The organism is Ancylobacter amanitiformis, from assembly GCF_030814815.1.
Taxonomy (GTDB): Bacteria; Pseudomonadota; Alphaproteobacteria; order Rhizobiales; family Xanthobacteraceae; genus Ancylobacter; species Ancylobacter amanitiformis.
Window position 1 is genome coordinate 13,782 of record NZ_JAUSVR010000019.1, and the last position, 24,499, is coordinate 38,280.

At 70.0% G+C, this 24,499-nt stretch carries 21 protein-coding genes; 13 read left to right on the plus strand and 8 right to left on the minus strand.

The window, feature by feature from the left end:
* The first annotated feature begins 139 nt into the window (after positions 1-139).
* From QOZ99_RS19205 to QOZ99_RS19240, 8 genes are all read left to right on the plus strand, one after another.
* A complete protein-coding gene (locus QOZ99_RS19205; protein WP_306891605.1) occupies positions 140-1,297 on the plus strand; it encodes a transporter substrate-binding domain-containing protein in 1,158 nt (385 codons plus the stop codon).
* A 39-nt stretch (positions 1,298-1,336) separates the two neighbouring features.
* Positions 1,337-1,948, plus strand: coding sequence for an ANTAR domain-containing response regulator (locus tag QOZ99_RS19210; RefSeq protein ID WP_306891606.1), 612 nt, complete (start codon positions 1,337-1,339; stop codon positions 1,946-1,948).
* Positions 1,949-2,219: 271 nt separating this feature from the next.
* Entirely contained in the window at positions 2,220-3,050 is an 831-nt protein-coding gene (locus QOZ99_RS19215; protein WP_306891652.1) for a nitrilase family protein, read from the plus strand.
* Positions 3,051-3,137: 87 nt separating this feature from the next.
* On the plus strand, positions 3,138-4,271 hold the full coding sequence (locus QOZ99_RS19220) for a substrate-binding protein (protein WP_306891653.1): 1,134 nt from the start codon (positions 3,138-3,140) through the stop codon (positions 4,269-4,271).
* Positions 4,272-4,387: 116 nt separating this feature from the next.
* Positions 4,388-5,224 (plus strand): branched-chain amino acid ABC transporter permease, encoded by an 837-nt coding sequence (locus tag QOZ99_RS19225; protein WP_306891607.1) that lies wholly within the window; start codon positions 4,388-4,390, stop codon positions 5,222-5,224.
* Positions 5,217-7,052 (plus strand): branched-chain amino acid ABC transporter ATP-binding protein/permease, encoded by a 1,836-nt coding sequence (locus QOZ99_RS19230; RefSeq protein WP_306891608.1) that lies wholly within the window; start codon positions 5,217-5,219, stop codon positions 7,050-7,052. Before QOZ99_RS19225 ends, QOZ99_RS19230 begins: the two co-directional genes overlap by 8 nt.
* Positions 7,053-7,093: 41 nt before the next feature.
* Positions 7,094-7,807, plus strand: a complete 714-nt coding sequence (locus tag QOZ99_RS19235; protein WP_306891609.1) for an ABC transporter ATP-binding protein — start codon at positions 7,094-7,096, stop codon at positions 7,805-7,807.
* A gap of 16 nt (positions 7,808-7,823) precedes the next feature.
* A complete protein-coding gene (locus QOZ99_RS19240; protein ID WP_306891610.1) occupies positions 7,824-8,555 on the plus strand; it encodes a DUF1028 domain-containing protein in 732 nt (243 codons plus the stop codon).
* 21 nt (positions 8,556-8,576) lie between these two features.
* Here QOZ99_RS19240 and QOZ99_RS19245 read toward each other — a convergent pair whose 3' ends face one another.
* Complete coding sequence (locus tag QOZ99_RS19245) at positions 8,577-11,456, minus strand: ATP-binding protein (RefSeq protein WP_306891611.1); 2,880 nt, start codon at positions 11,454-11,456, stop codon at positions 8,577-8,579.
* 156 nt (positions 11,457-11,612) lie between these two features.
* On the opposite strand from QOZ99_RS19245, the gene QOZ99_RS19250 reads away from it, so the two are divergent.
* From QOZ99_RS19250 to QOZ99_RS19265, 4 genes are all read left to right on the plus strand, one after another.
* A complete protein-coding gene (locus QOZ99_RS19250) occupies positions 11,613-12,803 on the plus strand; it encodes an MFS transporter (protein ID WP_306891612.1) in 1,191 nt (396 codons plus the stop codon).
* A gap of 88 nt (positions 12,804-12,891) precedes the next feature.
* Positions 12,892-13,404, plus strand: a complete 513-nt coding sequence (locus QOZ99_RS19255) for a hypothetical protein (protein ID WP_306891613.1) — start codon at positions 12,892-12,894, stop codon at positions 13,402-13,404.
* Between the two features lie 326 nt (positions 13,405-13,730).
* The gene (locus QOZ99_RS19260; protein WP_306891614.1) at positions 13,731-14,456 is read left to right on the plus strand and encodes a RibD family protein; all 726 of its coding nucleotides are present in this window, start codon (positions 13,731-13,733) and stop codon (positions 14,454-14,456) included.
* Positions 14,443-15,015 (plus strand): cytochrome b, encoded by a 573-nt coding sequence (locus QOZ99_RS19265; RefSeq protein ID WP_306891615.1) that lies wholly within the window; start codon positions 14,443-14,445, stop codon positions 15,013-15,015. Before QOZ99_RS19260 ends, QOZ99_RS19265 begins: the two co-directional genes overlap by 14 nt.
* A gap of 25 nt (positions 15,016-15,040) precedes the next feature.
* Here the strand turns inward: QOZ99_RS19265 and QOZ99_RS19270 are convergent, their stop codons facing one another.
* From QOZ99_RS19270 to QOZ99_RS19285, 4 genes are read right to left on the minus strand one after another with little or no spacing between them, the layout of a single operon-like run.
* Positions 15,041-15,877: a class I SAM-dependent methyltransferase gene (locus QOZ99_RS19270; protein ID WP_306891616.1), complete on the minus strand. Its 837-nt coding sequence runs from the start codon at positions 15,875-15,877 to the stop codon at positions 15,041-15,043.
* Entirely contained in the window at positions 15,874-16,980 is a 1,107-nt protein-coding gene (locus QOZ99_RS19275) for a glycosyltransferase family 4 protein (protein WP_306891617.1), read from the minus strand. The genes QOZ99_RS19270 and QOZ99_RS19275 overlap by 4 nt, the downstream gene beginning before the upstream one ends.
* An 8-nt stretch (positions 16,981-16,988) precedes the next feature.
* Positions 16,989-17,390 carry a 6-pyruvoyl trahydropterin synthase family protein gene (locus tag QOZ99_RS19280; protein WP_306891618.1) on the minus strand — a complete coding sequence of 134 codons (402 nt, stop codon included), beginning with the start codon at positions 17,388-17,390 and terminating at the stop codon, positions 16,989-16,991.
* A gap of 8 nt (positions 17,391-17,398) precedes the next feature.
* Positions 17,399-18,322, minus strand: a complete 924-nt coding sequence (locus tag QOZ99_RS19285; RefSeq protein ID WP_306891619.1) for a zinc-dependent alcohol dehydrogenase — start codon at positions 18,320-18,322, stop codon at positions 17,399-17,401.
* A gap of 214 nt (positions 18,323-18,536) precedes the next feature.
* Between QOZ99_RS19285 and mdoH the strand changes: the two genes are divergently transcribed.
* A complete protein-coding gene (gene mdoH, locus QOZ99_RS19290; protein ID WP_306891620.1) occupies positions 18,537-20,348 on the plus strand; it encodes a glucans biosynthesis glucosyltransferase MdoH in 1,812 nt (603 codons plus the stop codon).
* A 116-nt stretch (positions 20,349-20,464) separates the two neighbouring features.
* On the opposite strand, the gene QOZ99_RS19295 is transcribed toward mdoH, so the two are convergent.
* The 3 genes from QOZ99_RS19295 to QOZ99_RS19305 are packed head-to-tail and all read right to left on the minus strand — an operon-like array spanning position 20,465 to position 24,430.
* Positions 20,465-21,802, minus strand: coding sequence for a cytochrome c (locus QOZ99_RS19295; protein ID WP_306891621.1), 1,338 nt, complete (start codon positions 21,800-21,802; stop codon positions 20,465-20,467).
* 2 nt (positions 21,803-21,804) lie between these two features.
* A complete protein-coding gene (locus tag QOZ99_RS19300; protein ID WP_306891622.1) occupies positions 21,805-23,994 on the minus strand; it encodes a xanthine dehydrogenase family protein molybdopterin-binding subunit in 2,190 nt (729 codons plus the stop codon).
* Complete coding sequence (locus tag QOZ99_RS19305) at positions 23,978-24,430, minus strand: (2Fe-2S)-binding protein (RefSeq protein ID WP_306891623.1); 453 nt, start codon at positions 24,428-24,430, stop codon at positions 23,978-23,980. The genes QOZ99_RS19300 and QOZ99_RS19305 overlap by 17 nt, the downstream gene beginning before the upstream one ends.
* Between the last annotated feature and the right edge of the window lie 69 nt (positions 24,431-24,499).

The window sequence follows — 24,499 nt, forward strand, 5'->3', positions numbered from 1 at the left end:
GCGGGCGGGGGCCCGGCATCGCCGGGCGAACTTGCGTTTTGCCGGGCGGCGCGCCAATAGACAATCGATGCCGGGTTGGCGTGGCCGCGGCGCCGCGCGCGCGATCCGGGGCGACAGGGCGTAGCAGCAGGCAGCAGCGGTGAGCGATCTCGACCACGAGGAGAGCGGTGCGGGCGCGGCGGCTGCGGCCTGGCGGATCGGCGTCCTGTTCTCCCGCAAGGGGCATATGCAGGTGCCCGAGACCGAGCATTTCCGCGGCACGGCGCTCGCCGTCGAGGAAATCAACCTGGCGGGCGGCGTGCGCGGCCGGCCGATCGAGCCGGTGTGCTACGATCCGGAATCGAGTTCCGAACTCTATCGCCGCTATGCCGAGCGCCTGCTGACCGAGGACGGCATCAGCACCATTTTCGGCTGCTGCGCCTCCTCCAGCCGCAAGGCGATTCTCGCCGCGGTGGAGCGCCGCAACGCGCTGCTCTGGTACCCCTCGCTCTATGAGGGCTTCGAATATTCACCGAACGTGATCTATACCGGCGCGGCGCCGAACCAGAACAGCCTGCAGCTCGCACGCTATCTCTTTGCCGGCTATGGGCGGCGTTTCTACCTTGTCGGCTCGGACTATATCTACCCGCGCGAATCCAACCGCATCATGCGCGATGTGGTCGGCCGCGAGGGCGGGGAGGTGGTGGCCGAGGCCTATGTGCCGGTCGCCCCGCACGAGGACCAGATCCGGCGCGTGGTGGAAGACATCCGCCGCAGGGCGCCGGACGTGGTGTTTTCCACGGTGGTGGGGACGGGCGGGCAGGCCTTCTACCGCATCTTCCGCGAGGCCGGGCTCGACCCGCGCACCATGCCGATCGCCAGCCTCACCATGGCGGAGGGCGAGGTGCTGGCCATCGGCCCGGAACTGTGCGCCGGCCACATCACCGCCGCGCCCTATTTCTCCACCCTCGACACGCCGGCGAACCATCGCTTCGTCGCGGCCTATCGCGCCCGTTTCGGCCGTGAGGCGCCGGTGACGATGTATGCCGAGGCCGCCTATTTCCAGATCCACGTCTTCGCCGATGCCCTGCGGCGGACCGGCTCGCTGGATACCCAGCGCCTCGTCGACGCCGCGCTGGGCACCGAATATGAGGCGCCGCAGGGCCGTATCCGCATCGACCCGGACAATAACCACACGCTGCTGCATGCGCGCATCGGCATGGTCAACGCGCACGGGACCTTTGACGTGGTGTGGGAGGCCAAGGCGCCGGTGAAGCCCGATCCCTACCTTGTCGACCATGTCCACGACCATGTCTAGAAGAGGTGGGGTGGGAATGAGTCCTGCGGGGGCGGTGGCGTGAACGCGGCGCTTATCCAGAACCTGCGCAACACGCGCATCGCCGTGGTTCACCCGCGCGACCAGGATGGCGATGATCTGGTGCGCCAGTTGCAGCGCATCGGCTGCCAGGTGCAGGTCGTGTGGCCGCCGCCCGCGCAATTGCCCCAGCCGCTCGACGCCGTGTTCTTCCTGCTCGACCGCGACACCCGCAGCTCGATGCCCTGGCGCATGGCGGATCTGAACATCGCGCACATCGCCATCGTCGACTACGAGAACCCGACCGTGCTGAAGGCGCTGCTGGATTCCAGCGCGTATGGCGTGCTGGTGCGCCCGATCCGCGCCTCCGGCGTGCTGGCCAATCTCGTCCTCGCGCTGTCCATGCGCGGCTATGAAAGCCGCCTTCTGGCCAAGATCACCAAGCTGGAAGACACGCTGCGCACCCGCCGCGACGTGGAGAAGGCGACGCGGCTCTTGATGAGCCTGCGCAATCTGAGCGAGGACGAGGCCTACCAGTTCATCCGCAAGCAGGCCACGGCCAAGCGCGTGCCGATCGGCACCATTGCCGGCTCCATCATCAACGCCCACGCCATGCTGGCCGAACTCGGCCGCGACGAGGGGAAGGACCGCTGATCCGCCCATAATATGGGCATTTCACGCACTGCCACTCTCGTCGGCAGATCGCGCTTGACTTGGCCGGCGCACTGCGCTTCCCTGATGGCCGATCGCTTCCCTGGGGGAGCGGCGCGGCAGCGTTGCCGTTTCACATTCAGGCTGTGCAGCCCTCGATGGCGTCGGAAGACGCTGCCGGGGGCTTTTTGTTTCGCGACGCGGGCGACCGCGGCGCTCGGAGAGGTGTGCCCAGATGCCGAGTTCCAGTCTTGTCCGCGTCGCCTGCATCCAGATGGAGCCGCGCCTCGGCGACACCGCCGCCAATGTCGCCCATAGCCTCGATCTGATCGGAAAGGCGGCGGATGGCGGGGCCACGCTCATCGTGCTGCCCGAACTCGCCAATACCGGCTACGTGTTCGAGACCCGCGCGGAGGCCTTCGCCCTCGCCGAGACCATTCCCGATGGCCCCACCTCCATCGCCTGGATCCGGATCGCCGCCGCGCGCGGCCTGCACATCGTGGCCGGCATCACCGAGCGCGAGGGCAACGCGCTCTATAACAGTGCCGTGGTGATCGGTCCCGACGGGTATGTCGGCACCTATCGCAAGATGCACCTATGGGGCAATGAGCACCTGTTCTTCGAGCCGGGCAATAACGGCTTCCCGGTGTTCCAGACCGCGCTGGGGCGCATCGGCGTTGCCATCTGCTATGATGGCTGGTTCCCCGAGACCTACCGCCTGCAGGCGCTGCAGGGCGCCGACATCGTCTGCGTGCCGACCAACTGGGTGCCGATTCCCGGCCAGGCCGAGGGACGCGAGGCGATGGCCAACATCCTCGCCATGGCCGCCGCGCATTCCAACTCGCTCTACATCGCCTGCGCCGACCGCATCGGCACCGAGCGCGGCCAGCCCTTCGAGGGCCAGAGCCTGATCGTCGGGCATACCGGCTGGCCCGCCGCCGGTCCCGCCAGCCGCGACCGTGAGGAAATCGTCTCCGCCGAGATCGACCTCGGCGCCGCGCGGCGCGACCGCAACTGGAACGCCTTCAACCAGGTGCTGCGCGACCGTCGCACCGACGTCTATGCCGAGATGCTCGGCGCCGACATCACCCGCGGCTGGTACTGAACCCGCCGCGGCTTCCTCCACAACAACGATAACCTTCCGGAGAACAGAGCCATGTCCACATTGCGCATCCCGCATCGTCGCCTGCTGATGGCCGGTGCTCTCGCGGCCGGCCTCCTCGCCGGCCCGGCGCTCGCCGCCGACACCGTCACCATCGGCATCCCGGTCGGCCTGTCCGGCGCCAATTCGGTGGTGGCCCCCTCGGTCGTCCAGTCGGCCGAACTCGCGGTCGAGGAGATCAACGCCAAGGGCGGCATCCTCGGCAAGAAGGTCGTGCTGGAAGTGGCGGACGACGCGTCCGGCGCCGCCGGCGCGCAGAAGGCGTTCGATTCGCTGATCTTCCAGAAGAAGGTCGACGTGCTGATCTCGATGGAGACCTCGGCGGCGCGCAATGCCGGCCTGCCGATCGTCAATCGCGGCAAGGTACCCTACATCTACACGTCCTTCTACGAGGGCCGCTCCTGCTCGCCGTTCATGTATGTCAATGCCTGGGTGCCGGACCAGCAGGTCGCCCCCATTGTCGACTTCTTCAAGAAGGAAGGCGCCAAGACCTATTTCCTGATCGGCTCGGACTACGCGTTCGGCCGCGGCATGCTGGCCTTCACCAAGGATTATATCGAGAAGACCGGCGGCAAGATCGTCGGCGACGAATATGCCCCGATGGACGCCACCGACTGGACCGCCATCCTCTCCAAGGTGAAGGCCGCCAACCCGGATGCCATCATCACCTCGACCGCCGGCGGCGCGCCCAATGTGACGCTGACCAAGCAGCTGCGCGCGGCCGGCATCAAGGCGCTCTACGGCAACCTCGCCGTCGATGAGGGCACCGCCAAGAGCATGGGCGCCGATGCCGAGGGCATCTACATTTCCGGCTCCTACTTCACCAATATCGACACGCCGGCCAACAAGGCTTTCCTCGCGGCGATGGAGACGAAGTTCGGCAAGGACCTGAAGACCCCGAACGACCTGTCGGTGCCGGAATACGAGGCCGTCTATGCCTACAAGGCCGCGGTCGAGAAGGCTGGCACGACGGCCGCCGACAAGGTCATCCCCGCGCTCGCCGAGGTTGCCGTGGAAGGCCCGCGCGGCACCATCGTCATGAACAAGCAGCGCCACGCGCCGCTGACCATGTATCTCGGACAGGTGAAGGCCGACGGCTCGGTGGCGATCATGTCCAGCTTCAAGGATGTCGATCCCGGCGACCAGTGCCCGAAGCTGAAGTGACACGGCTGACGTTCAGCCGGATCTGACGCGGCACGCCGGGCTGGCGCGGTTCATCCGCCCGGCCCGGCGGGTGTCCGCTTCGGAGAGGACGTGCCTTTGGCTCCCAAGGACATCCGATGATAGCCCAGACGCTCGACATCGTGACCACCGCGGCCATCCTCTATGCGGTGGCGACCGGGCTGCTGCTCGTGTTCGGGGTGATGAAGATCATCAACTTCGCCCATGGCGGGCTGATGACGCTCGGCGGCTATGCCGCGCTCGTCACCACGCAGGCAGGGTGGAATCCCTGGCTCGCGATTCCCGTCGCGGCGCTGTTCGGCGGCGTCGCCGGCATGGCCATCGAGCGTTTCGTGGTGCGCCCGCTCTATGCCCGCCCGCTCGATGCCATCCTCGCCACCTGGGGGCTGTCGATCATCATCGGGCAGGTCATCACCATCGCCTTCGGACGCGGTGTGCAGTTCACGCAGGCGCCGCTCTCGGGCACGCTCGATCTGTTCGGCGAGAGCTATTCCGCCTATCGCCTCGCGCTGGTGGGCATCGCCGCCGCGCTCGGCCTCGCGCTTACCGCCTTGCTGCAGGGCACGCGGCTGGGGCTGGAGACGCGGGCCGTGATCATGAACGAGGATCTGGCGCGCGGCCTCGGCATCAACAGCGCGCTGGTGCGCTTCCTCACCTTCACGCTCGGCGCGGCACTGGCCGGGGTGGCGGGGGCGCTCATCACGCCGCTCTCCAGCGTCGATCCGAACATGGGCGTGCCCTGGCTGGTGAACGCCTTCATGCTGGTACTGGTGTCCGGCGCCTCGCTGCTGAGCCTGCTGGCCGCCTGCCTCGTGCTGGGCGGGGCGCAGGTGCTGGTGGCCACCCATTTCAGCCCGGTGCTCGGCGGGCTCACCATCGCCGTACTGGCCGCTGTCATCCTGCGCATCCGCCCGAAGGGGTTCGCCCGTGACTGAAGCGCGCCGCCTCTCCCTCATCCTCGCCGCCGCCCTGCTGGCGCTGGCCGCCATCTTCGCCGGGCCCACTGTGCTCGACACCTATTCGGTGAACGTGCTCACCCGCTCGCTGCTCTATGCCGCGGTGGCGCTCACCGTGGACCTGTTGTGGGGGTATCTCGGCATCCTCACCTTCGGCCAGTCGGTATTCTTCGCCTGCGGCGCCTATGCCGCCGGCCTCGTCTTCACCCATATGGACTTCACCCCCGGCAATGCGGCCCTCGCGCTGGCGCTGGGCATCGGCGCGGCCCTCTTCACCGCGGCAATCGTCGGCTGGCTGGCCTTCTGGCACGGCGCCTCCGCGCTCTATGCCTCGGTCATCACGCTGGTGCTGCCCATCGTGGCGACGCAGCTGCTCTATTCCGGCGGCACCTTCACCGGCTCGTCGAGCGGGCTGTCCGGCTTCACCAGCTTCGATCTCTCGACCGAGGCCTGGTTCTGGCTGGCGGGCAGCTTCCTCGTCGCGATGACGACGCTGGCCTATATCGTCGTGCAGAGCGATGCCGGCCGCCTGCTGGTCGCCGTGCGCGAGAACGAGCAGCGCTGCAAATATCTCGGGCTGAACACCTCCCGGCTGAAGATCCGGGTCTATCTCGCCTGCGCGGTGATCGGCGCGGTCGCCGGCTATATCTATGCCGCCTACGCGATGGTGGTGGCGCCCGAGCTCGCCGGCTTCGTGTTCGGCACCGAGCTGGTGATCTGGACCGCGCTGGGCGGGCGCGGCACGCTGCTGGGGCCGGTTTTCGGCGCGCTGATCGTCGATTACGAGAGCGCCCAGCTGTCGGGCAACTTTCCCTTCGTCTGGCAGCTCATCATCGGCACGGTGTTCGTTCTGGTCATCGTCGCCTTTCCGCGCGGCCTGCTGCCGATGCTGTTCGACCTGCCGCGCCGGCTGCTGGGTCTGCTGCGCCCGCGCGCGGCGGTGGCGCGGCCGGCCCGCGTGGCGCTCGCCACCCTCGATGCCGCGCAGACGCAGGGCGCGGAAGTCGGCAACGGGCCGGCGCTGGCGGTTACCGGCGTCGCCAGGCGCTTCGGCAGCCTCACCGTGCTGGACGGCATCGACTTCAAGGCCCGTGCCGGCGAACTGGTCAGCCTGGTCGGCCCCAATGGCGCCGGCAAGACCACGCTGATGCGCTGCATCGCCGACGGCGCCGAGCGCAGCGCGGGAACGATCATCGTCAACGGCCACGATATCGGCCGCCGGCCGCCGGAGGCCTGCGTCGCGCTCGGCGTGGGACGCAAGTTCCAGATGGCCAACGTGTTCGAGACGCTCACCGTCGCCGAGTGCCTGCAGATCGCCCGCGCCCGCCATTCCCGCCCCTCGCTCTGGCGCCGGGCGCAGAGGCTGCCGCTGCCGGAGGCGGCGATGCACGTCATCGCCACGACGGGGCTCGACCGGCAGCTCTCCACCCCCGCGCACCTGCTGTCGCACGGGCTGAAACAGGCGCTGGAACTCTCCATGGTGCTGGCGCTGGAACCGCGCGTGCTGCTGCTCGACGAGCCGACCGCCGGCCTCACCAAGACCGAGCGCATGCAGATCGGCGCGATCCTGATCGACCTCGCCAAGAAGCAGGGCCTGTGCGTGCTGCTGGTCGAGCACGATCTCGATTTCGTGCGTGAGATTTCCTCGCGCGTCATCGTGCTGCACCAGGGCCGCATCGTGCTCGACGGCTCGGTGGAGGAGGTGGTCGCCTCCGAACTGGTGAAGCAGGTCTATGCCGGCTCCGGCCATGCCGGCATCGCGCATGAAACCGCCCCGAAGACCGGCGGCCAGGAGGTGCCGGCATGAGTATGCCCCCTACGAGCACGCCCCCTACGAGCATGCCCCGCATGAGCCCGCATCCCGCGCCGGCGCTCGGCGTCGTCGGCCTTTCCAGCGGCTATGCCGGCGCGGTGGTGGTGCGGGAGGTGAACCTTGCCATCGGCGCGGGCGAGATCCTCGCCGTGCTCGGCAAGAACGGCATGGGCAAGTCGACCCTGCTCAAGGCGGTGATGGGCTTCCTGCCCAAGATGGCCGGCAGCGTCACCATTGCCGGCACCGAGGCGACGCGGCTGTCCCCGCACCGGGTGGCGCGGCTGGGGGTCGGCTATGTCGCGCAGGAAAAGGCGCTGTTCCAGGATCTCACCGTGGAGGAGAACCTGAAGCTCGCGGTGCGCGGGCGCGATTTCGCGGCGGCGCTGGCCGAGGTGGAGGCCTCCTTCCCCTTCCTGCTGCAACGGCTCAGGCAGCGCGCGGGCACGCTCTCGGGCGGCGAGCAGAAGATGCTGCTCATGGCCCGCTCGCTGGCGACGGGAGCGCGGCTGCTGCTGGTCGACGAGATTACCGAGGGGTTGCAGCCCTCGGTGATCGACCGGCTGGCCGGTGTCATCCGCAGCGCTCGCGAACGCCATGGCACGACCATGCTCTTGGTCGAGCAGCACCTGCCCTTCGCGCTGGCGGTGGCCGATCGCTGGGCGGTGCTCGACCGCGGCGAGATTGCCGAAGCCGGCGCGTCGATCGAGACGGGCGCGCGCGAGCGCGTGCTAAAGCATCTGAGCGTGTGAGCGCGGGAGCGGGATCGTGACCTTTTCCATCGTCGCCCGCTGCCCCCGAACCTTCCGCCTCGGCGTCGCGGTGGCCACCGCGGTGCCGGCGGTGGGCTCCATGTGCCCGTTCGTGCGGGCCGGGGTTGGTGCCGTCTCGACGCAATCCTGGGTCAATCCCTATCTCGCCCTTGACGCGTTGGAGCACATCAAAGGCGGCCTGCCCGCGCCCGAAGCGCTCGCCGCCGTGATGGCGCGCGATGACGGGCGGGAATTGCGGCAGGTCGGCATGGTCGATGCCGCCGGCGGTGCCGCCGCCTGGTCGGGGACGGCATGCACGCCGTGGTTCGGGCATGAGGTCGGCGACGGGTTCACGGTGCAGGGCAACATGCTCACCGGACCGGAGGTGATCGCCGCCATGGCCGGGGCCTACCGGGCCTCGAACGGCGCGCCGCTCGACGAGCGGATGATGCGCGCGCTGGAAGCGGGCGACGCCGCCGGCGGCGACCGGCGCGGCCGGCAGTCGGCCAGTCTGTGCCTCTACGATACGGAGCTTTATCCCGCCCTCGATCTCAGGGTCGACGAGCATGCCGCGCCGGTGGCCGAGCTGCGCCGGATATTGGAGATCGCGCGGCTGCAGCTGGTGCCCTTCGTGGACGGCATGCCGCGGCGTGGCGCTTCGCCCGGCCCGGCGCCGGCGGCCGTCACCGCCATGCTCGCGCTGCCTCCGCCCGCCCGGCCGGGTGGCGGCGGCAGCGGTCCCGCGTAGCGGGCGAGCGCATCGCCGTGGTCACGCCGGCGGGTGCTGACCCAGCCCGTCGAGCACGTGCTGCGCCGCGCGATAATCGGGCTTGGCATGGCTCTCGCTGAACTCCGCGAGGGTCTCGCTCAGGCGCTGCCCGAGGCGGCGCTCCTGGGGCGCCAGCCGCGCCGCCGCCGTCGCGGCGCGCAACGCCCAGGAGCGCAGGCCGGTTCGCTGCGCGAGGTTCCAGGCCTCGTCGAGGCTTGCCAGCGCTGCCTGCGGCCGCTCGATGGCGTCGATGCCGGCGCGGATGCGCAGCAGTTCCGGCAGGATCCATCCCTCGCCCGTGGCCCGGCTGAAGCCGATCGCTTCCTCGACGCGGGCCCGCGCCTGCGCACCGCGCCCAAGCCGGTGCAGCGCCTGCGCATGAAGGCCGAGGAACATCGCCCGGCGGATGGGCCAGCCGGTCTGCTCCAGCGCCTCGATTCCCGCCGCCAGATCCTCGGCGGCCGGGGAAAATGCGCCATGCAGGAGATGAAGCGAGCCGCGATAGCACCGCCACCAGGCGCGCCACGGGCCGAATGGATGCCGGCCGGAGACGTCGGCCAAGAGGTCCAGCCGCTCCGCGAGGGCATCGGCCTCGCCGCAATAGAAGGCGACGGGACAGCCGGAATCCACGAGGTTGAGCGCCAGCGTCGTGGCATGGCCGCGGGCGCGGGCATCGGCGGTGTTGCGGCTGGCGAGCGCCGACGCCTGATCCTGCAGGCCGAGCAGATAAAGGTTCGCCGAATAGAAGGCGCGCCCGTTCATCTCCTGATCATACTGCATGCGCACGATCGCATTGGCCGTCGTGCCGCCGCCAAGCGCCGCCTCCAGCGCCACCCGCGCCTCCTCGACACGCCCGAGGAACAGCAGCGAGACGCCGGCGAGGCGGTTGGCAATGATGAGGTCGGCGGCTTGCGTCACATCCCCGACCGTGGCGGCGAGCGCGGCGAAATCGCGGGCGATCTCCAGCGCGGCGGCGTAGCGGGCGGAACAGAATGTCAGCGCCCACAGCGCCCAGGCCGCCCGCAGCTGCAGCTCGACCCCGCCATTCGCGCGCGCGATGCTGCAGGCCTTTTGCAACGGCTCTTCCGCCTTCGGACCGGGCCCGATCGTGTAGACCAGAGCGGTGCCGAGCGTGGTGAGCAGCGCCACCTCGCGGGGGGCATCGAGCGGCGGGCCGTCGTCGAGGCTGGCGAGCGCGTGCTCGAAGCGGGCGCGGCATTCGTTCAGCAGCGACAGCTGGAACCACAGCGTCGCCGAGGAGATGATGAGCGCGGTGCCGATCTCGCGGTCGCCCTTCGGTCCGAAGCTCCAGTCCAGCGCGGCGCGCACATTGTCCAGCTGGCCGGCATAGGTGGCGAGCCACTGGGTGGGCTGCGCGCGCGGCCATTCCTGCTCGGCGGTGGCGATCAGTTCCTTCATGTAGGCGGCATGGCGCCGGCTCAGCCGGTCGAGGCCGCCCGCCTCCTTCAGCCGTTCCAGCGCGTAGGCGCGGGTGATTTCGAGCAGGCGATAGCGCGGCACCGGCTGCGAGAAATCGGCGGCGACGAGCGATTTCGCCACCAGACTGGTGAGGTTCTCGATGGTCTCCCAGCTCGCCTCCTCGATCGAGGCGACCTTGCCGGCGGCATCGAGCGAGAAATGACCGGCAAAGATGGCGAGCCGCCCCAGCGTCGTCTGCTCGCCCGGACTCAGATGGTCGTAACTCCAGCCCAGCATCGCCTGCAGCGTCTGGTGGCGGGGCAGCGCGGTGCGTCGACCCGCCACCAGCAGGCGGAAGACATCGCCCAGCCGCTGCGCCAGGCCCTTGACGCCGAATGCATCGACCCGCCCGGCGGCCAGTTCGATGGCGAGCGGCAGGCCGTCGAGGCGACGGCAGATCGCGACGATATCGGCGATCTCATCCGGCGCCGGCATGTAGCTGCCCAGCGTGGCGGCCGCGCGTTCCACGAACAGGCGCGCGGCGGGATAGCGCAGCAGGTCGGCGCGCGCGCCGACGGCCTCGCGCGGGGGCACTTCCAGTCCCTGCAGCCGGTAGACGTGCTCGCCCTGCGCCCGGAGTGGCTCGCGGCTGGTGACGAGAAGCTTCAGGCCGGGATTGGCGGCGAGCGCCAGTTCGGCGAGGGTGGCGGCCGCGGCTACCACATGCTCGCAATTGTCGAGGATCAGCAGCCCGCGCTCGAAGGGCAGCGGCTCGCCCAGCCGCAGCGGCCCGGTTCCCAGCGTCATGCCGATGGCGGATGCCACCGCGTTTTCCACCAGCGCCGGGTCGGTGATCGGCGCCAGCTCCACCAGCACCACCGCCTCCAGCGCCTCCGCGCCGTCCCGCGTCAGCGCGGCACGCGCCACATCGAGCGCGACCGTGGTCTTGCCGACCCCGCCCGGGCCGACCACGCTCACGAAGCGTGATCGGGCAAGCTCCTCGCCGATCGCCGACACGGTAGCCTCGCGCCCCAGCACCGTCGTCAGGTTGAACGGCAGGTTCTGGTGGATGACCGGATCACCCGTGGCCTCGCGCGCGCCGGCATTGGTGGAGGCGATGTCCGGGGAGGCAATATCCGTGAAGATGACATCGGCCACGAAGCTGTAGCCGCGGCGCGCGATGTTGGTGATGAAGTGACGCCCGTCCTGGCCGTCGCCGAGCACGCGCCGCAGCGCGGTCATCTGCACCCGCAGATTGGCTTCTTCCACGAACAGGTCCGGCCAGGCGCGGGCCAGAAGTTCCTGCTTGGAGACAACCTCCCCGGCATGCTCGATCAGGGCCACCAGCAGTTCGAGCGCCCGCCCGCCCATGGGGACGTGCACGCCCTCCCTGTGAAGCTGCCTGGAGGACAAGTTCAGTCGGAAGGAGCCGAACTGCGCGGCGCGGGAGACAGGTTTCATGAACAATCCGGGGGAGGCCTGTTCGGCAACCGCATCCTTATCATACTGGTATCGGGATCAACGGGGAAACAAACCGCGCCACCGGGCTTTGGCACGGGGGGTGATCTGGTCTATCGACGGGACGATGGATCGGGGCACATCCGGAGAGTGGCGGCATTGACGGACTTCACCTCCTCGGCACCCGGGGGCCGGCCGGAGCAACGGCCGGGCGGGCTGCGCGTCGCGATGCTGCTGGCGCTGCTGGCCATGGCCGGGCCCTTGTATATCGACATCATGCCCTCGATCGTGGCCGCGCTGCGGGCCGAATACGGGCTCGATGCGATGCAGGCCGGCTTCGTCGCCGCCAGCAACGGCTATGGCTCGACATTCGGCGCGCTGCTCGCGCTGTTCATCGTGCCGCGCCTGCCCTGGCGGCCGCTGGCGGTCGGCCTGCTGATCGGGCTGATCGCCGCCGACGTGGCCACGACCGGCGTGCGCAGCTATGAGGCGCTGGTGATGGTGCGGGCCGTGCACGGGGTGATCGGCGGCCTGCTGGTCGGCCTGTGCTACGGGCTGATCGCCCGCAGCGCTGATTCGCGCCAGGGTTTCGGCGTGCTGTTCCTGTTCCATTTCGGCTTTGGCGGCATCGGCGTCTTCGCCTCCACCTTCCTCGCCCCCTACATGACGCACGGCATGGTGTTCCTGGTGCTCGCCGCCTTCGGGGTGCTGGCGCTCGCCGTGGTGCCGTTGCTGCCGGCATTCGAGGCGCCGGGGCCGGGCGCCCGGCCGGCGAACGCGGGCGGGGGAATACCCGCACGCATCCCCGCGCGCAATCTGCTGTGCATCGGCGGCCTGTTCCTGTTTCAGGCGGCCAATCTCGGTCTCGGCGCCTTCCTGATCGGCATCGGCGCCGATTTCGGCCATGCCGCGAGCTTTTCCGGTGGCGCCGTCGGGTTCGGCCTCTGGGCCGGCGTGCCGGGTGCCCTCGCCATGCTGCTGCTCAGCCGGTTGTTCGGCTGGCGGCCTCTCGTGGCGGTGGTGCTGGCCGCGGGGCTGAGCAAGGCGCTGATCGGGCTGGGGCAGGATCCGGCGCTGTTTGCCGGCGCCATCGCGGTGGTGTTCTTCACCATGGCGATGGCGCTGCCCTATGCCTTCGCGCTCTGCGCCGAGGGCGACGCGAGCGGGCGCTCGGCGGTGCTGGCGGGCTTTGCCTCCAAGCTCGGCCTTTCCACCGGGCCGGCGCTCGGCGGGCTGATCTATGCGCATGGCGCCGGGGCGCTGATCGCGGCGGCCATCGTCACGGTGCTGGCCGCGGCGGCGCTGTTCGGCTGGTCGCTGGCGCTGCAAAGAGGCCAGCGGCGGGCGTGACCGGAGATTTTACAGTTTTTAACACCGGTTGCGTCCCGGCATCGGTTACTTCCTGTCGTCCGTCATGTGACGGCGAGGGGAGGGTGTCATGGCCCGGGCGATCGCACCTGAACTATATGGCGGGCTGACACTCAGCGACGCGCAGGCGAGCCTGCTCGACCCCAGCGAGTTCGAGCTGATCCGGCAGGCCGCCACCTCCGCCCTCGCCAGCGGGGACGATTGCGAGATCGAGCAGATGATGCGGCTGCGCGGCATGCTGCCGGTGCGTCGGCGCATCCAGGCGCGGCCGGAGCGCGCGCGCGATGGCGCGATCACGGCGTTGCGCATCGTCGTCGAGCGCGACGGCGACCCCGTCCTCGACTGGCGGCTGGATCGCGGCGACGTGCCTCGCGGAGAGAGCGAGAGTCTGGCCCTCGCGGCGGTCGAAGCCATCAACGCGCTGACGGCCGTCGTGCTCCATGCGGAAGCCGTGAAGCGGCATGCCGACCGTGGCCGCTCGCCCGACATCGCCGATTCCGCCGACCATATCCTCGCCAACGTGCACCGCGCGTGGCGGCATGTGGGAAGCTTCTGCCGCAAGCACGCCGTTCTGGCTCCGTAACCGGCGACGCGTGGGCGCGGCCGTATCCGTCGCGAGATCTTCGCCGGGCGGATCCACAGACACCATCTTGCCGCCGGACTGGGCCCGTGCCGCTCCCGCGCGCCGGGCGTTTTCGCCGGGCATCCGCCGGGTCCGCGCCGGGTCCGCGCCGGGTCCGCGCCGGGTCTCGGCGACGTGAAGCGCGTCCCTGCCGCTTAAAGTCGTCTTTCATTGCACCAAGTCGAGGGTTCGTACGTAGTGGGTGCGGGTGGCGCGCCCGCACCGGTCCATCTTGCCGGCGTGGGCGCGGGGCCTATGTGCTGAAGATCGAGCTGCGGGAGCTTCTCTTGAATCGACGCGAAGTACCGATCGATCCGCTTTCCGCCCTCTATGAGCCGATCCTCCAGCATGGGCGGTCGACCTTCGTCATCGCCCAGCTGGGGCAGTCGCTGGATGGGAGGATCGCCACGCCGACCGGAAAATCGCGCGATATCAACGGGTGCTCGGGGCTCGATCATCTGCACCGGCTGCGGGCGATGGTCGATGTGGTGGTGGTCGGTGTCGGCACCGTGCTGGCCGACGATCCCCAGCTCACCACGCGGCGGGTTCCGGGCCGCAGCCCGGTGCGCGCCGTCATCGACCGTACCGGCCGCTCGCCGCGCGATTCCAAATGGCTGCAGGCCGATGGTTGTCACCGCATTGTGTTCTCGGAAAATGCGGCGGGATGGCCGGATGAGGTCGAGCGCATCTGCACCGGGGACGATCCCGACCTGTTCGAGCCGACCCGGCTGCTCGCCGCCCTGACGGCGCGCGGCCACCGCACCATTCTGGTCGAGGGCGGGGCGTCGACCATCTCGCGGTTCATCGATGCCGGGCTGGTCGATCGCCTGCATGTGTGCCTCGCCCCGATCATCCTCGGCTCTGGCCGGCCGGGCCTCGACCTCCGGCCCATCGACGAACTTGACGACGCGCTGCGCCCGCGGGCCCATGTCTATCTTCTCGACGACGGCAACATCCTCTACGATTGCGATCTGCGCAGCGCCGCCCGAGGAGGGACGCATGTCGGTCTCTGATGGCTTTGGTGCCCGGCCCGGCCAGGCCCGCTACAGCCTCGCCGCGCGGCGGCTGCACTGGCTGATCGCCGCCTTCATCCTGTGCCTCGTTCCTCTCGGGCTCTACATGGTCGCCCGTGGCGAGGCGACCAATTTCGATGCCGTCACCGGCTCGCTCTACAGCCTGCACAAGTTGCTCGGCTTCCTCGTGCTCTGGCTTGTCATCCTGCGCGTGCTGGTGCGGCTTCGACGGGGGGCGCCGCCGCCCGTGGCCACGCTGACGCCGTTCGAGCGTACCGCCTCGCACGCGGTGCATGGCGCGCTGTATCTGCTCCTCCTCATCGTGCCGCTGCTGGGCTGGGCCGGGGTCTCCGCCTATCCCGCGCTCGACGTGTTCGGCCTGTTCAACCTGCCGGCCATCCTGCCGCCCGACGAGGCGCTGGCGAACCGCATCCTCGGGGTCCACAAGCTGCTGGCATTGCTTCTGGCCGCCGTGGCCGGCCTGCACATCGCCGCCGCCCTGCGCCACCGCTTACTCAAGCAGGATGGCGTGATGGCGCGCATGTGGCCGCCGGGCTGACGCCGCGCCGGCCTCGCTGTCGGCTTCAGGCGCGCGCGAACACATCCTGATGGCCGATCGTCACCCCCTTGGCCGCCGCCCGCGCCATTGCCCAATCGGCAAAGGCGGCGCCGCGCTCTGGCTCGATCTCGCCCGCCGCAGACGCGATGCCGGCGGCGAGGGCGGCGATCAGCGGGGCATTCTCCTTTTTCAGCCGCCATGGGCTGTCGCCCGACCATGTGGCGTAGCCGTGCCGCGCCGCGATCTGCATCAGTGTCTTGCCGGCAGCCGGGCCCAGCGCGGGACCAAACCCCTTGTCGCCGCGCTGGTGGCGGTTGAACGCGGCTTTGACCGTCGCGTCGAGCGGATCGGCGGGCTGCCATCGCGCCGCGCCGTCATAGTTCAGCACGCCATAGAGCGGCACGCGCCGGCCGGCGAGGGCGGCCATGAGGCGCTCCAGCCACTCGCGCGAGACGAGGTCGAACAGCGCGGCCGCCGTCACCAGGTCCGCGCCGTCGGCGCCGAAATCGAGGCTGCGCGCGGTCAGGTCGGCGCATTCGAAACGCACCTCGATACGGCGGCCATCCTTTTCCAGCGTCAGGCCGTTGCCGCTCGGGCGGGCGCGGTCGGCCCAGTCCGCGAGGCATTGGCGCGCCTGCGCCAGCAGGTCGCGATCGCCGTCGATCAGGTGCCAGCGCTGGCCCTGTGGCAGCGAGGGTGACAGCGCGCGCAGGTTCGAGCCGGTGCCGCAGCCGAGATCGACGACGGTGAGCGAGGAACGGCTGTTGAAATACTGACCGACCCGCGCGGCGATTTCCGGGTTGCGCGATGCGCCATCGACAGGCTCGCGCAGCGCCAGCCACTCGGCCGAGAAGCCGCTCATCGGGATGTCTCCTGTCGGGACGGCTCGCGCCCGGATATGTTCTGCAAGGTCGCCAGGATGATCGCCGCCGTCTGCGGCCATCGGGGGAGCGCTTGCGCGTGGCTCCAGGCGCTCTCCGCCATCTGGCGTCGCCGCTCCGGCGCGTCGAGCAGCGCACCGAGCGCGCCGGCGAGGCCCTCCGTGTCACCGGGGGGGACCAATAGTCCCGCCGCCGCCGGCACGGTGTCCGGAATGGCGCCGGCGCGGCTCGCGACGATCGGCAGGCCGCGGGCGAGCGCCTCGCTCAGGCCCATCCCATAGCCCTCGAACAGCGACGCTGAGACGAAGATGTCGGCCGCGTCGAACTGCCCGGCGAGCGCGTCCGGCGGGATCGATCCGGTCAGCGTGATGCGCCCGCCCAGCCCATGCGCGGCAATGCGCGCCTGCACGGCGTGCGTCTCGATGGCGTCGCGGTCGGTGGCGCCGACGATGTGGCAGGTCCAGTCCCGCATCGCCAGCCGGGCCAGCGCGTCGACCAGCACGCCATGAGCCTTGCGCGGGATCACGGCGCCGACACTGAGCAGCCGCACCGGCCGGCCCGTCCCGCGGGAAAATGTCTCGTGGGAAAATGTCCCGCGCGCGCGGGGAGCGGGATCGGTGCCGGGCCGTGCGACGGTCAAACGGTCGGGCGCGACGCCATAGTCCTGCGCCAGCAGGCGGGCGGTCGCGGGGCTGGTGGCGATCACGGCGCTCGCCAGCGCCAGCGCGCGCCGCTCGCTGATGTGAAGCGCCGCGCGTTGCCCCTCGCCCAACCCGGCTTCCAGCGCCAGCGGATGATGCACCAGCGCGGCGATGGGGTGGCGCAGGCCGCGCAGCAGGTCGGCGGGCAGCGCTCCCATGGCGAGCCCGTCGATCAGCACGGGCTGCCCGTCCGGCACGGCCGCCAGCATCTGCGCGCTGCGGTGCAGTTCGGCCGAGGAGGGAAATGGAAACCCGCCGGGCAGCGCGAGATGCGTCACCGCGTGGCCCGCGCGCCGGCATTCGGCGATCACCCGCCGGTCATAGGCATAGCCCCCGGTGGGGAGATCGAGCGCGCCGGGAATGGCGAAGGCGAAGCCGCTCATCGCGAGGCTCAATCGAGGCCAGCCTCAAAGCTGGCGCGGGCGAGGTCGGTTTCGTGCAGGGTGACGCGGATCGCCGACAGGCCGTGCCCGTCTTCGCCCAGCGCGCCGTCCCGCGCGGCGGCGGCCATGGCGTCGAAAATGTACCGCGCGAGGAATTCGGTCGTGGTGAGCTGGCCGGCAAAGGCCGGCAGCGTGTCGAGATTCTGGTAGGCGAGCGGCTTGAGCGTCTTGTTCAGCACGTCGAGCGCGGCGCCGATATCCACCACCACGTTCTTCGCCGTGAGGGTCTCGCGCAGAAAGGCGACATCGACCACGAAGGTCGCGCCGTGCAGGCCCTGGGCGGGACCGAAGAACGGATCGGGCAGCGAATGGGCGATCATGATGCGATCGCGGACTTCGACACAATACATGGCTTTCCTCATTGGTAATCGAGCAGGATCGCCAGCGCGTCCTCCCCGTCGCCCAGCAGGTGCGGCAGCTGCGCGGGCGCCTGCGCGAACGGGACGACATGCGTGACCAGTTGGTCGAGGCGCGCATCGTCCAGTAGCGCGAGCGCCTTGGCCAGCCGGCGTTCATGCGGCCAGCGCGGCCGCCGCACAGGAGATACGGCGCCGACCTGCGAGCCGATCAGTTGCAGGCGCCGGCTGTGGAAACTTTCGCCCAGCGGAATGGCTGGCGCGCGGTCGCCATACCAGCTCACCTCGACGATCCGCGCCTCGAAGCCGCCCGCCGCCAGCGCGGTGTTGAGGCCGGCGGCGCTGGCGCTGGTGTGGAACACGATGTCGGCATCGTCGCTCACCTGCGCCGGGGTAGTGAAGGTGGCGCCGAAGAGATGCGCCAGCGCGGCCCGGCCGGGCTCGACGTCCACCAGCGTCACGTCCGCGCCGGGCAGGCCGGCGGCGAGGGCGGCGAGCAACAGGCCGACCACGCCGCCGCCGACAATGGTGATGCGATCGCCCGGGCCGGCGCCGGCATCCCACAGGGCGTTGAGGGCGGTCTCCATGTTCGCCGCCAGCGTGGCGCGCTGGGGAGGGATGCCGTCCGGCACCAGCATGGCCGCCGCGAGCGGCAGCAGATAGACATCCTGATGCGGGTAGAGGGCGAAGATGGTGCGGCCGAGCCACTCGCCGGGACCGGCCTCGACCCTGCCCACGCTCTGGTAGCCGTACTGGACGGGGAACGGGAAATCGCCCTGCTGGAACGGCGCGCGCATGCGCTGGTGCTCGCTCGCCGGAATTCCGCCGCGCAGCACCAGCCGCTCGGTGCCGCGGCTGACGGCGGAGGCGAGCGTGCGCACCACCAGCCGGTCCGGCCCCGCGTCGTCGAGGCGCGCGCTCCTCATCTCATAGCGACCGGGCGACGCGCACCAGAGCTGCCGTGCCGATGGCCCAGACGGATGTGGCATTGCGGACCCTGCTCCCGTGCCGCACTGTCCCTCCCGACAGGGGTGGACGGCGGTTTGATCCGAGACGGCGTGAACCGTCGGCGTCCGGCTGCGTACAAGCACCGACAGGCTTCCCGCAAGGGATTGGTCTGCACGGATCAGAGTGGCCGGCATGAGCGTGAATGAAAAGCCCGTAGAACGCCTGTTCGCCCGTGCCGGTGCCGCCGGGGACCTGACGCCGACCGGCGCGCAGTCCCGCCGGCAGCTCTTCCGTCGGCGCCTGCTGGTCGCGGTGCTCAACGCGGCGACCTTCCTCGCCCTCGTCGCGCTGTTCACCCGCCTGCTGGCCCATGGCGGCTTCACCCCGCTGGATGGGCTGCTGCTGCTGGCCTTCTGCCTCTCCACCCCGTGGACGATCCTCGGCTTCTGGAACGCGGGCATCGGCCTCTGGCTGCTGCACGGCCCGGGCGATCCGCGCCTTTCGGTCTATCCCTATGCGGCAAAGGCGGCGGAGGACGCGCCGATCACCGCACGGGTCGCGGTGGTGATGACGCTGCGCAACGAGGATCCCGCGCGCGCCATCGCCCGCCTGCGGGTGATGCGGGAGGATCTTGCGCGCGCCGGCGCCGGCGGCGATTTCGCCTGGTTCGTGCTGTCCGACACCACCCGCGCCGACATCGCCGCGCAGGAGGAAGCGATTGTCGCGGCCTGGCGGGCGGAGATCGGCGCGGGCGCGCCGCTGCACTACCGCCGCCGCAGCGACAATCAAGGCTTCAAGGCCGGCAATATCCGCGATTTTCTCGAACGCTGGGGCGATGATCACGATCTGATGCTGGTGCTGGATGCCGACAGCCTGATGGGGGCTTCCAGCGTCCTGCGGCTGCTGCGCATCCTGCAGGCCAATCCGCGGCTCGGCATCCTGCAGAGCCTCGTCGTGGGCCTGCCCTCGGCCTCGCCCTTCGCGCGCATCTTCCAGTTCGGCATGCGCCATGGCATGCGCTCCTACACGATGGGGGCGTCGTGGTGGGCGGGGGATTGCGGACCCTATTGGGGGCACAATGCGGTGATCCGCATCGCGCCGTTCAAGGCGCACTGCGCCTTGCCCGTGCTGCCGGGGCGCGGCCCGCTCGCGGGTGACGTTCTGTCGCATGACCAGATCGAGGCGGTGCTGATGCGCCGCGCCGGCTATGAGGTGCGGGTGCTGCCGGAGGAAGGCGAGAGCTATGAGGAGAATCCGCCGCACCTGACCGAGTTCACCCGCCGCGACCTGCGCTGGTGCCAGGGCAACATGCAGTACTGGCGGCTCCTCGCCATGCCCGGCCTGCTGCCGATGAGCCGCTTCCAGATCGCCTGGGCGATCCTGATGTATGTCGGCGCGCTGGCCTGGATCGCCTTCATGGTTCTCGCGGCGCTGAAGGCCTTCGACACCGAGCGGTTCGATGAGCCGTTCCCGGCCGGGCTCGGGCTCACGCTGTTCGCCATCACCTTCCTGATGAGCCTTGCGCCGAAGATCGCCGGGCTGATCGACGTGCTGCTGCGGCCGGGGGAGCGACGGCGCTATGGCGGCGGCGGCCGGCTGCTCGGCGGCGCGCTGGTGGAATTCGTCTTCTCCGTGCTGCTCGGCCCCGTCGTCGCGCTGCGGGTGGCGATCTTCATGGTGGGCCTCGCCTTCGGCCGGACGGTGACGTGGGACGCGCAGGCCCGCGATGCCGTGCGGCTGTCGTGGCGCACCGCCCTTGCCGGGCTATGGCCGCAGCTGGTGTTCGGCGCGGCCATAGCCGGCATTCTCACCGCCGCCGTGCCGGCCGCCCTCGTGTGGGCGCTGCCGGTGCTGGTCGGCCTTGTCAGTGCCGTGCCCTTCGCGGTGCTGACTTCCGAGCCGGCGCTCGGCCGCTGGCTCATGCGGCGCGGCCTGTGCGCGACGCCGGAGGAGCGGGCGCCGTCGCCCTGCCTGGCGGCGCTCGATGGGCAACAGCTTCCGTAACGGTCGAGCCCTGCGCCGCCTGCCGTGGCCGGCGACGCCGGGTCGGGTCTCACTCCAGTCGCGCCTCAGTCCAGGTGGTGTCTCACTCCAGGTGGTGTCTCACTCCAGGTGGTGCCTCACTCCAGGTGCCGGAAGCGGGCGATATCCGCCGCTGTCAGCGTCGAGGCTTCGCTTCCGAAACGCGCGGTGACGTAGTTGGCGACGGCGGCCACCTCCGCATCCGAATAGGCGCGGCCGAAGCCGGGCATATAGGGATGTGTGGCGGCCAGCGGGCCGGAACCGTTGAGGACCATCAGCGCGACATTGGCGCCGCTCGGGTCGTTGACGGCGCGCACGCCGGTGAGCCCGGCCTGCTCGCGCACCGCGCCGGCACCGCTCCAGGCATGGCAGCTGGCGCAATTGCCCTCGAACATGCGCTGGCCCAGCGGATTGTCGAGGCCCGCGACCTGCGGCGTGGCGGGGGCCGGGCCGGCGAGCCGGGGCAGGTTGCTGGCAACCGGGGGCACGCTCTTCAGATAGGTGACGATCGCCTGGATATCCGAGGGCACCAGCTGCGACAGGCTGAGCGCGACGGCCTCGCCCATCGGCCCGGAGGCGACGCCCCGGCCCGTCGCATGGCCGGCGGCGAGATAGGCGGTGAGCTGCTCCACCGACCAGTCACCGATCCCGCTCACCCCGTCGCTGGAGATGTTGTAGGCGTTCCAGCCCTCGGCGACGCCTCCGGCGAATTTGCGCCGCTGGTCCATCGCCTGCATCAGGTTGCGCGGGGTGTGGCACTCGCCGCAATGGCCGGCCGCCTCCACGAGATAGGCGCCGCGGTTCCATTCCGGCGACTGTTCGGGCACCGGCTCGAAGCGGGTGTCCGAATTGAACAGCGTCGCCCAGATCGCCATCAGCCAGCGCTGGTTGAAGGGAAAGGCGAAGCTGTTCGGCCGGTTCGGCTGCTTCACCGGCGCGAGCGCGAACAGATAGGCCTTGATCGCCAGCGCATCCGCGTCGGTCAGCATGGTGTAGGACGGATAGGGGAAGGCCGGATAATAGCGCGAGCCATCCGGCGCGATGCCGCGATGCACGGCGTCGAGGAACTGGGCGTCCGTCCACTTCCCGATGCCGGTCTCGGGATCGGGCGTGATGTTCGGCGTGTAGATGGTGCCGAAGGGCAGCACGAAGGGTCGCCCGCCGGCGAAGGGCTGGCCGCCCTTGGCGGTGTGGCAGGCCTCGCAATCGGCCATGCGGGTGATGTAGGCGGCGCGGGTGGGCTGATCGGCGCCGGCCAGCTCGGCCGGCACGCCGGTCGGCGAGGGGCGCGCATCCTCGGCCAGCGCCACTGGCGTGCCCGTGGCGAAGCCGTAGGGGCCGGGCTGGAACACCATCCAGCCGATGACGCCGAGCGCGGCGACACCGACAACCACGAGGATGCCGGCGAGGGAGAGGAGGACGGTTCTTTTCCGCATGGTCAGACCGCCTTTGCCAGGAGCGCCGCGTCGACCGGCATGCGGGTCAGCTGCACGCCGGTGGCCGCGAAGATCGCGTTGGCGACCGCCGGCTGCACGATCACCGTGCCGGGCTCGCCGATGCCGCCGGGTTTTTCGGTGCTGGCGACCAGTTCGACCTCGATGGCGGGCATCTCGTCGATGCGGATCAGCCGGTAGTCGTGGAAATTGCTCTGCTCGACCCGCCCGTCGGCGATCGTGACCTTGTCGTGCAGCACGGTGGTGATGCCGAAGGTGACGCCGCCCTGGATCTGCGCCACCACCGTGTCCGGATTGATGACGCGCCCGACATCGGCGGCGACCACGATACGGGTCACGCGCACGTCGCCTTGATCGCTCACCGCGATATCGGCGATGCAGGCGAGATAGCTGCCGAAGGCATGCATCAGCGCGACGCCCCGGCCGGTGCGGGCGCCGAAGCGGGAGGCGGGTGCCGGCGTGCCCCAGCCGGCTTTCGCCGTCGCGGCATTCAGCACCCCGAGCGCGCGCGGGTTGTCCGCCAGGAGGCCGCGCCGGAAGGCGACGGGATCGACCGAGGTATTCCGGGCGATCCGATCGAGGAAGCTCTCGATCGAGAAGACGCTGCTATTGGGCCCGACGCCGCGCCAGAAGCCGACCGGCACCACGCTCTCGTGGCGGATATATTCCACCAGAATGTCGCCGACGGCGTAGGGCGGATCGATGGCGCCGTCCACCGCATCGCCGTCAATGCCGTCCTTGAAGGCCGGCGGCAGCCAGCGCGCCAGGATCGAGGCGCCGGTGACACGGTGGTGCCAGGCGGTGATGCGCCCGTTCTCCACCCGCGCCTTCAGCCGGTCGTGATAGAGCGGGCGGAAGATGTCCTGCTTGATGTCTTCCTCGCGCGACCAGATCACCTTGACCGGCCCGTCCACCTTGGCGGCGATGCGGGTGGCGGTGACGACATAGTCGGCTTCCAGCCGCCGGCCGAAGCCGCCGCCGATAATGTGGTTGTTGATCGTCACCTTCGAGGGATCGATGCCGAGCACCTTGGCGGCGCCCATCTGGGAGAAGCCGGGCACCTGCGTGCCCACCCACACCTCGCAGGCGCCGTCCTGCACATGCACGGTGCAGTTCATCGGCTCCATCGGCGTGTGCGCGAGGAAGGGCAGTTCATAGGTCGCCTCGAACAGCGTGCCCTCGCCGAGCTTCGCCAGCGCGTCGCCCTGCTTCTGGGCGGCGACGCCGGGGCCTTTCGATGCCGTCTCGATATCGGCCCAGAGCTGCGCCTGGGTCAGCGTGGCGTTCGGCCCGGGCGACCAGTCGACCTTGAGCGCGGCGAGGCCCTGCTGGGCGGCCCATGTGTTGTCGGCGACCACCGCCACGAGATCGTCCAGCACCACCACCTGCCGCACGCCCGGCTGGACCAGCGCCGGGGCCTCGTCGACATGGGCGACCGTGCCGCCGATGACCGGCGATGCCATCAGCGCGGCGAATGCCATGCCGGGGCGGATGACGTCGATACCGTACACCGTCTTGCCGGTTGCCTTGTCCGGCGTGTCGATGCGGTGCGCGGGCGTGCCGATGAGGCGAAACTGGTCCGGCGACTTGAGCGTCACTTCCGCCGGGGGCGGCAGCACGGCGGCCCGGTCGGCGAGGGCACCGTAGGTCCATGTCCGCCCGCTGGCGGGATCGGTGACGATTCCCTTGTCGGTGACGAGGCCGGCCGGGTCGACACCCCCTTCGGCCGCGGCCGCCGCCACCAGCAGGGCGCGCGCGGTGGCGCCGGCCTTTCGCAGCGGCTCGGTCCACGCCATGGTGGTGGTGGAGCCGCCGGTGGCCTGCACGACGAAGAGCGGGTTGCCGTACTTGGCCTGATCGGCCGGCGCATGGACCGCGACGATCTGGTCGAGCGTGATGTCGAGTTCCTCGGCAAGGCACATGGCCTGCGAGGTATAGACCCCCTGTCCCATCTCCACGGCCGGCATGATGAGGCGCACCGGCCCCTCCGCCGGCACATGCACGAAGGCGTTGAGCGGCGCGCCGGCCGGGGCGGGTTCGTCGGCCCGGGCGACGCGCATCGGCAGTTCGATGCCGATGACCAGCCCGCCGACGAAGGCGGCTCCCCCGCGCAGCAGCGAGCGACGCGTCAGCACTGGACGGCCGAGGCGTGTGTTTTCAGGATCGTGCCGCATGCTTGATCCCCTCGCGAATGCGCACATAGGTGCCGCAGCGGCACAGGTTGCCGGCCATTGCCGCGTCAATGTCGGCATCGTCCGGCGCGGGATTGGCGGCGAGCAGGGCCGCCGCCGACATGATCTGGCCGGGCTGGCAATAGCCGCACTGGATGACTTCGAGATCGAGCCAGGCTTTCTGGATCTTCGTGCCCTCGGGCGTCGCGCCGATACCCTCGATGGTGGTGATCGCCTGCGTGCCGACATCGCCCACGGCGAGCTGGCAGGAGCGCACGGCGACGCCCTCGAGATGCACCGTGCAGGCCCCGCACTGGGCGATGCCGCAGCCGAACTTGGTGCCGGTCATTCCCAGCACGTCGCGCAGCACCCACAGGAGCGGCGTCTCGGCCGGAACATCCACGCTGTGAGGCGCGCCGTTAATGGTGAGATCGGTCATGGTGCCTCCTCAACTACAGTCGCCGCGCGCGTGTAAAGCGGCGGACCTATGTCGTCCTGGCCTGTCGGG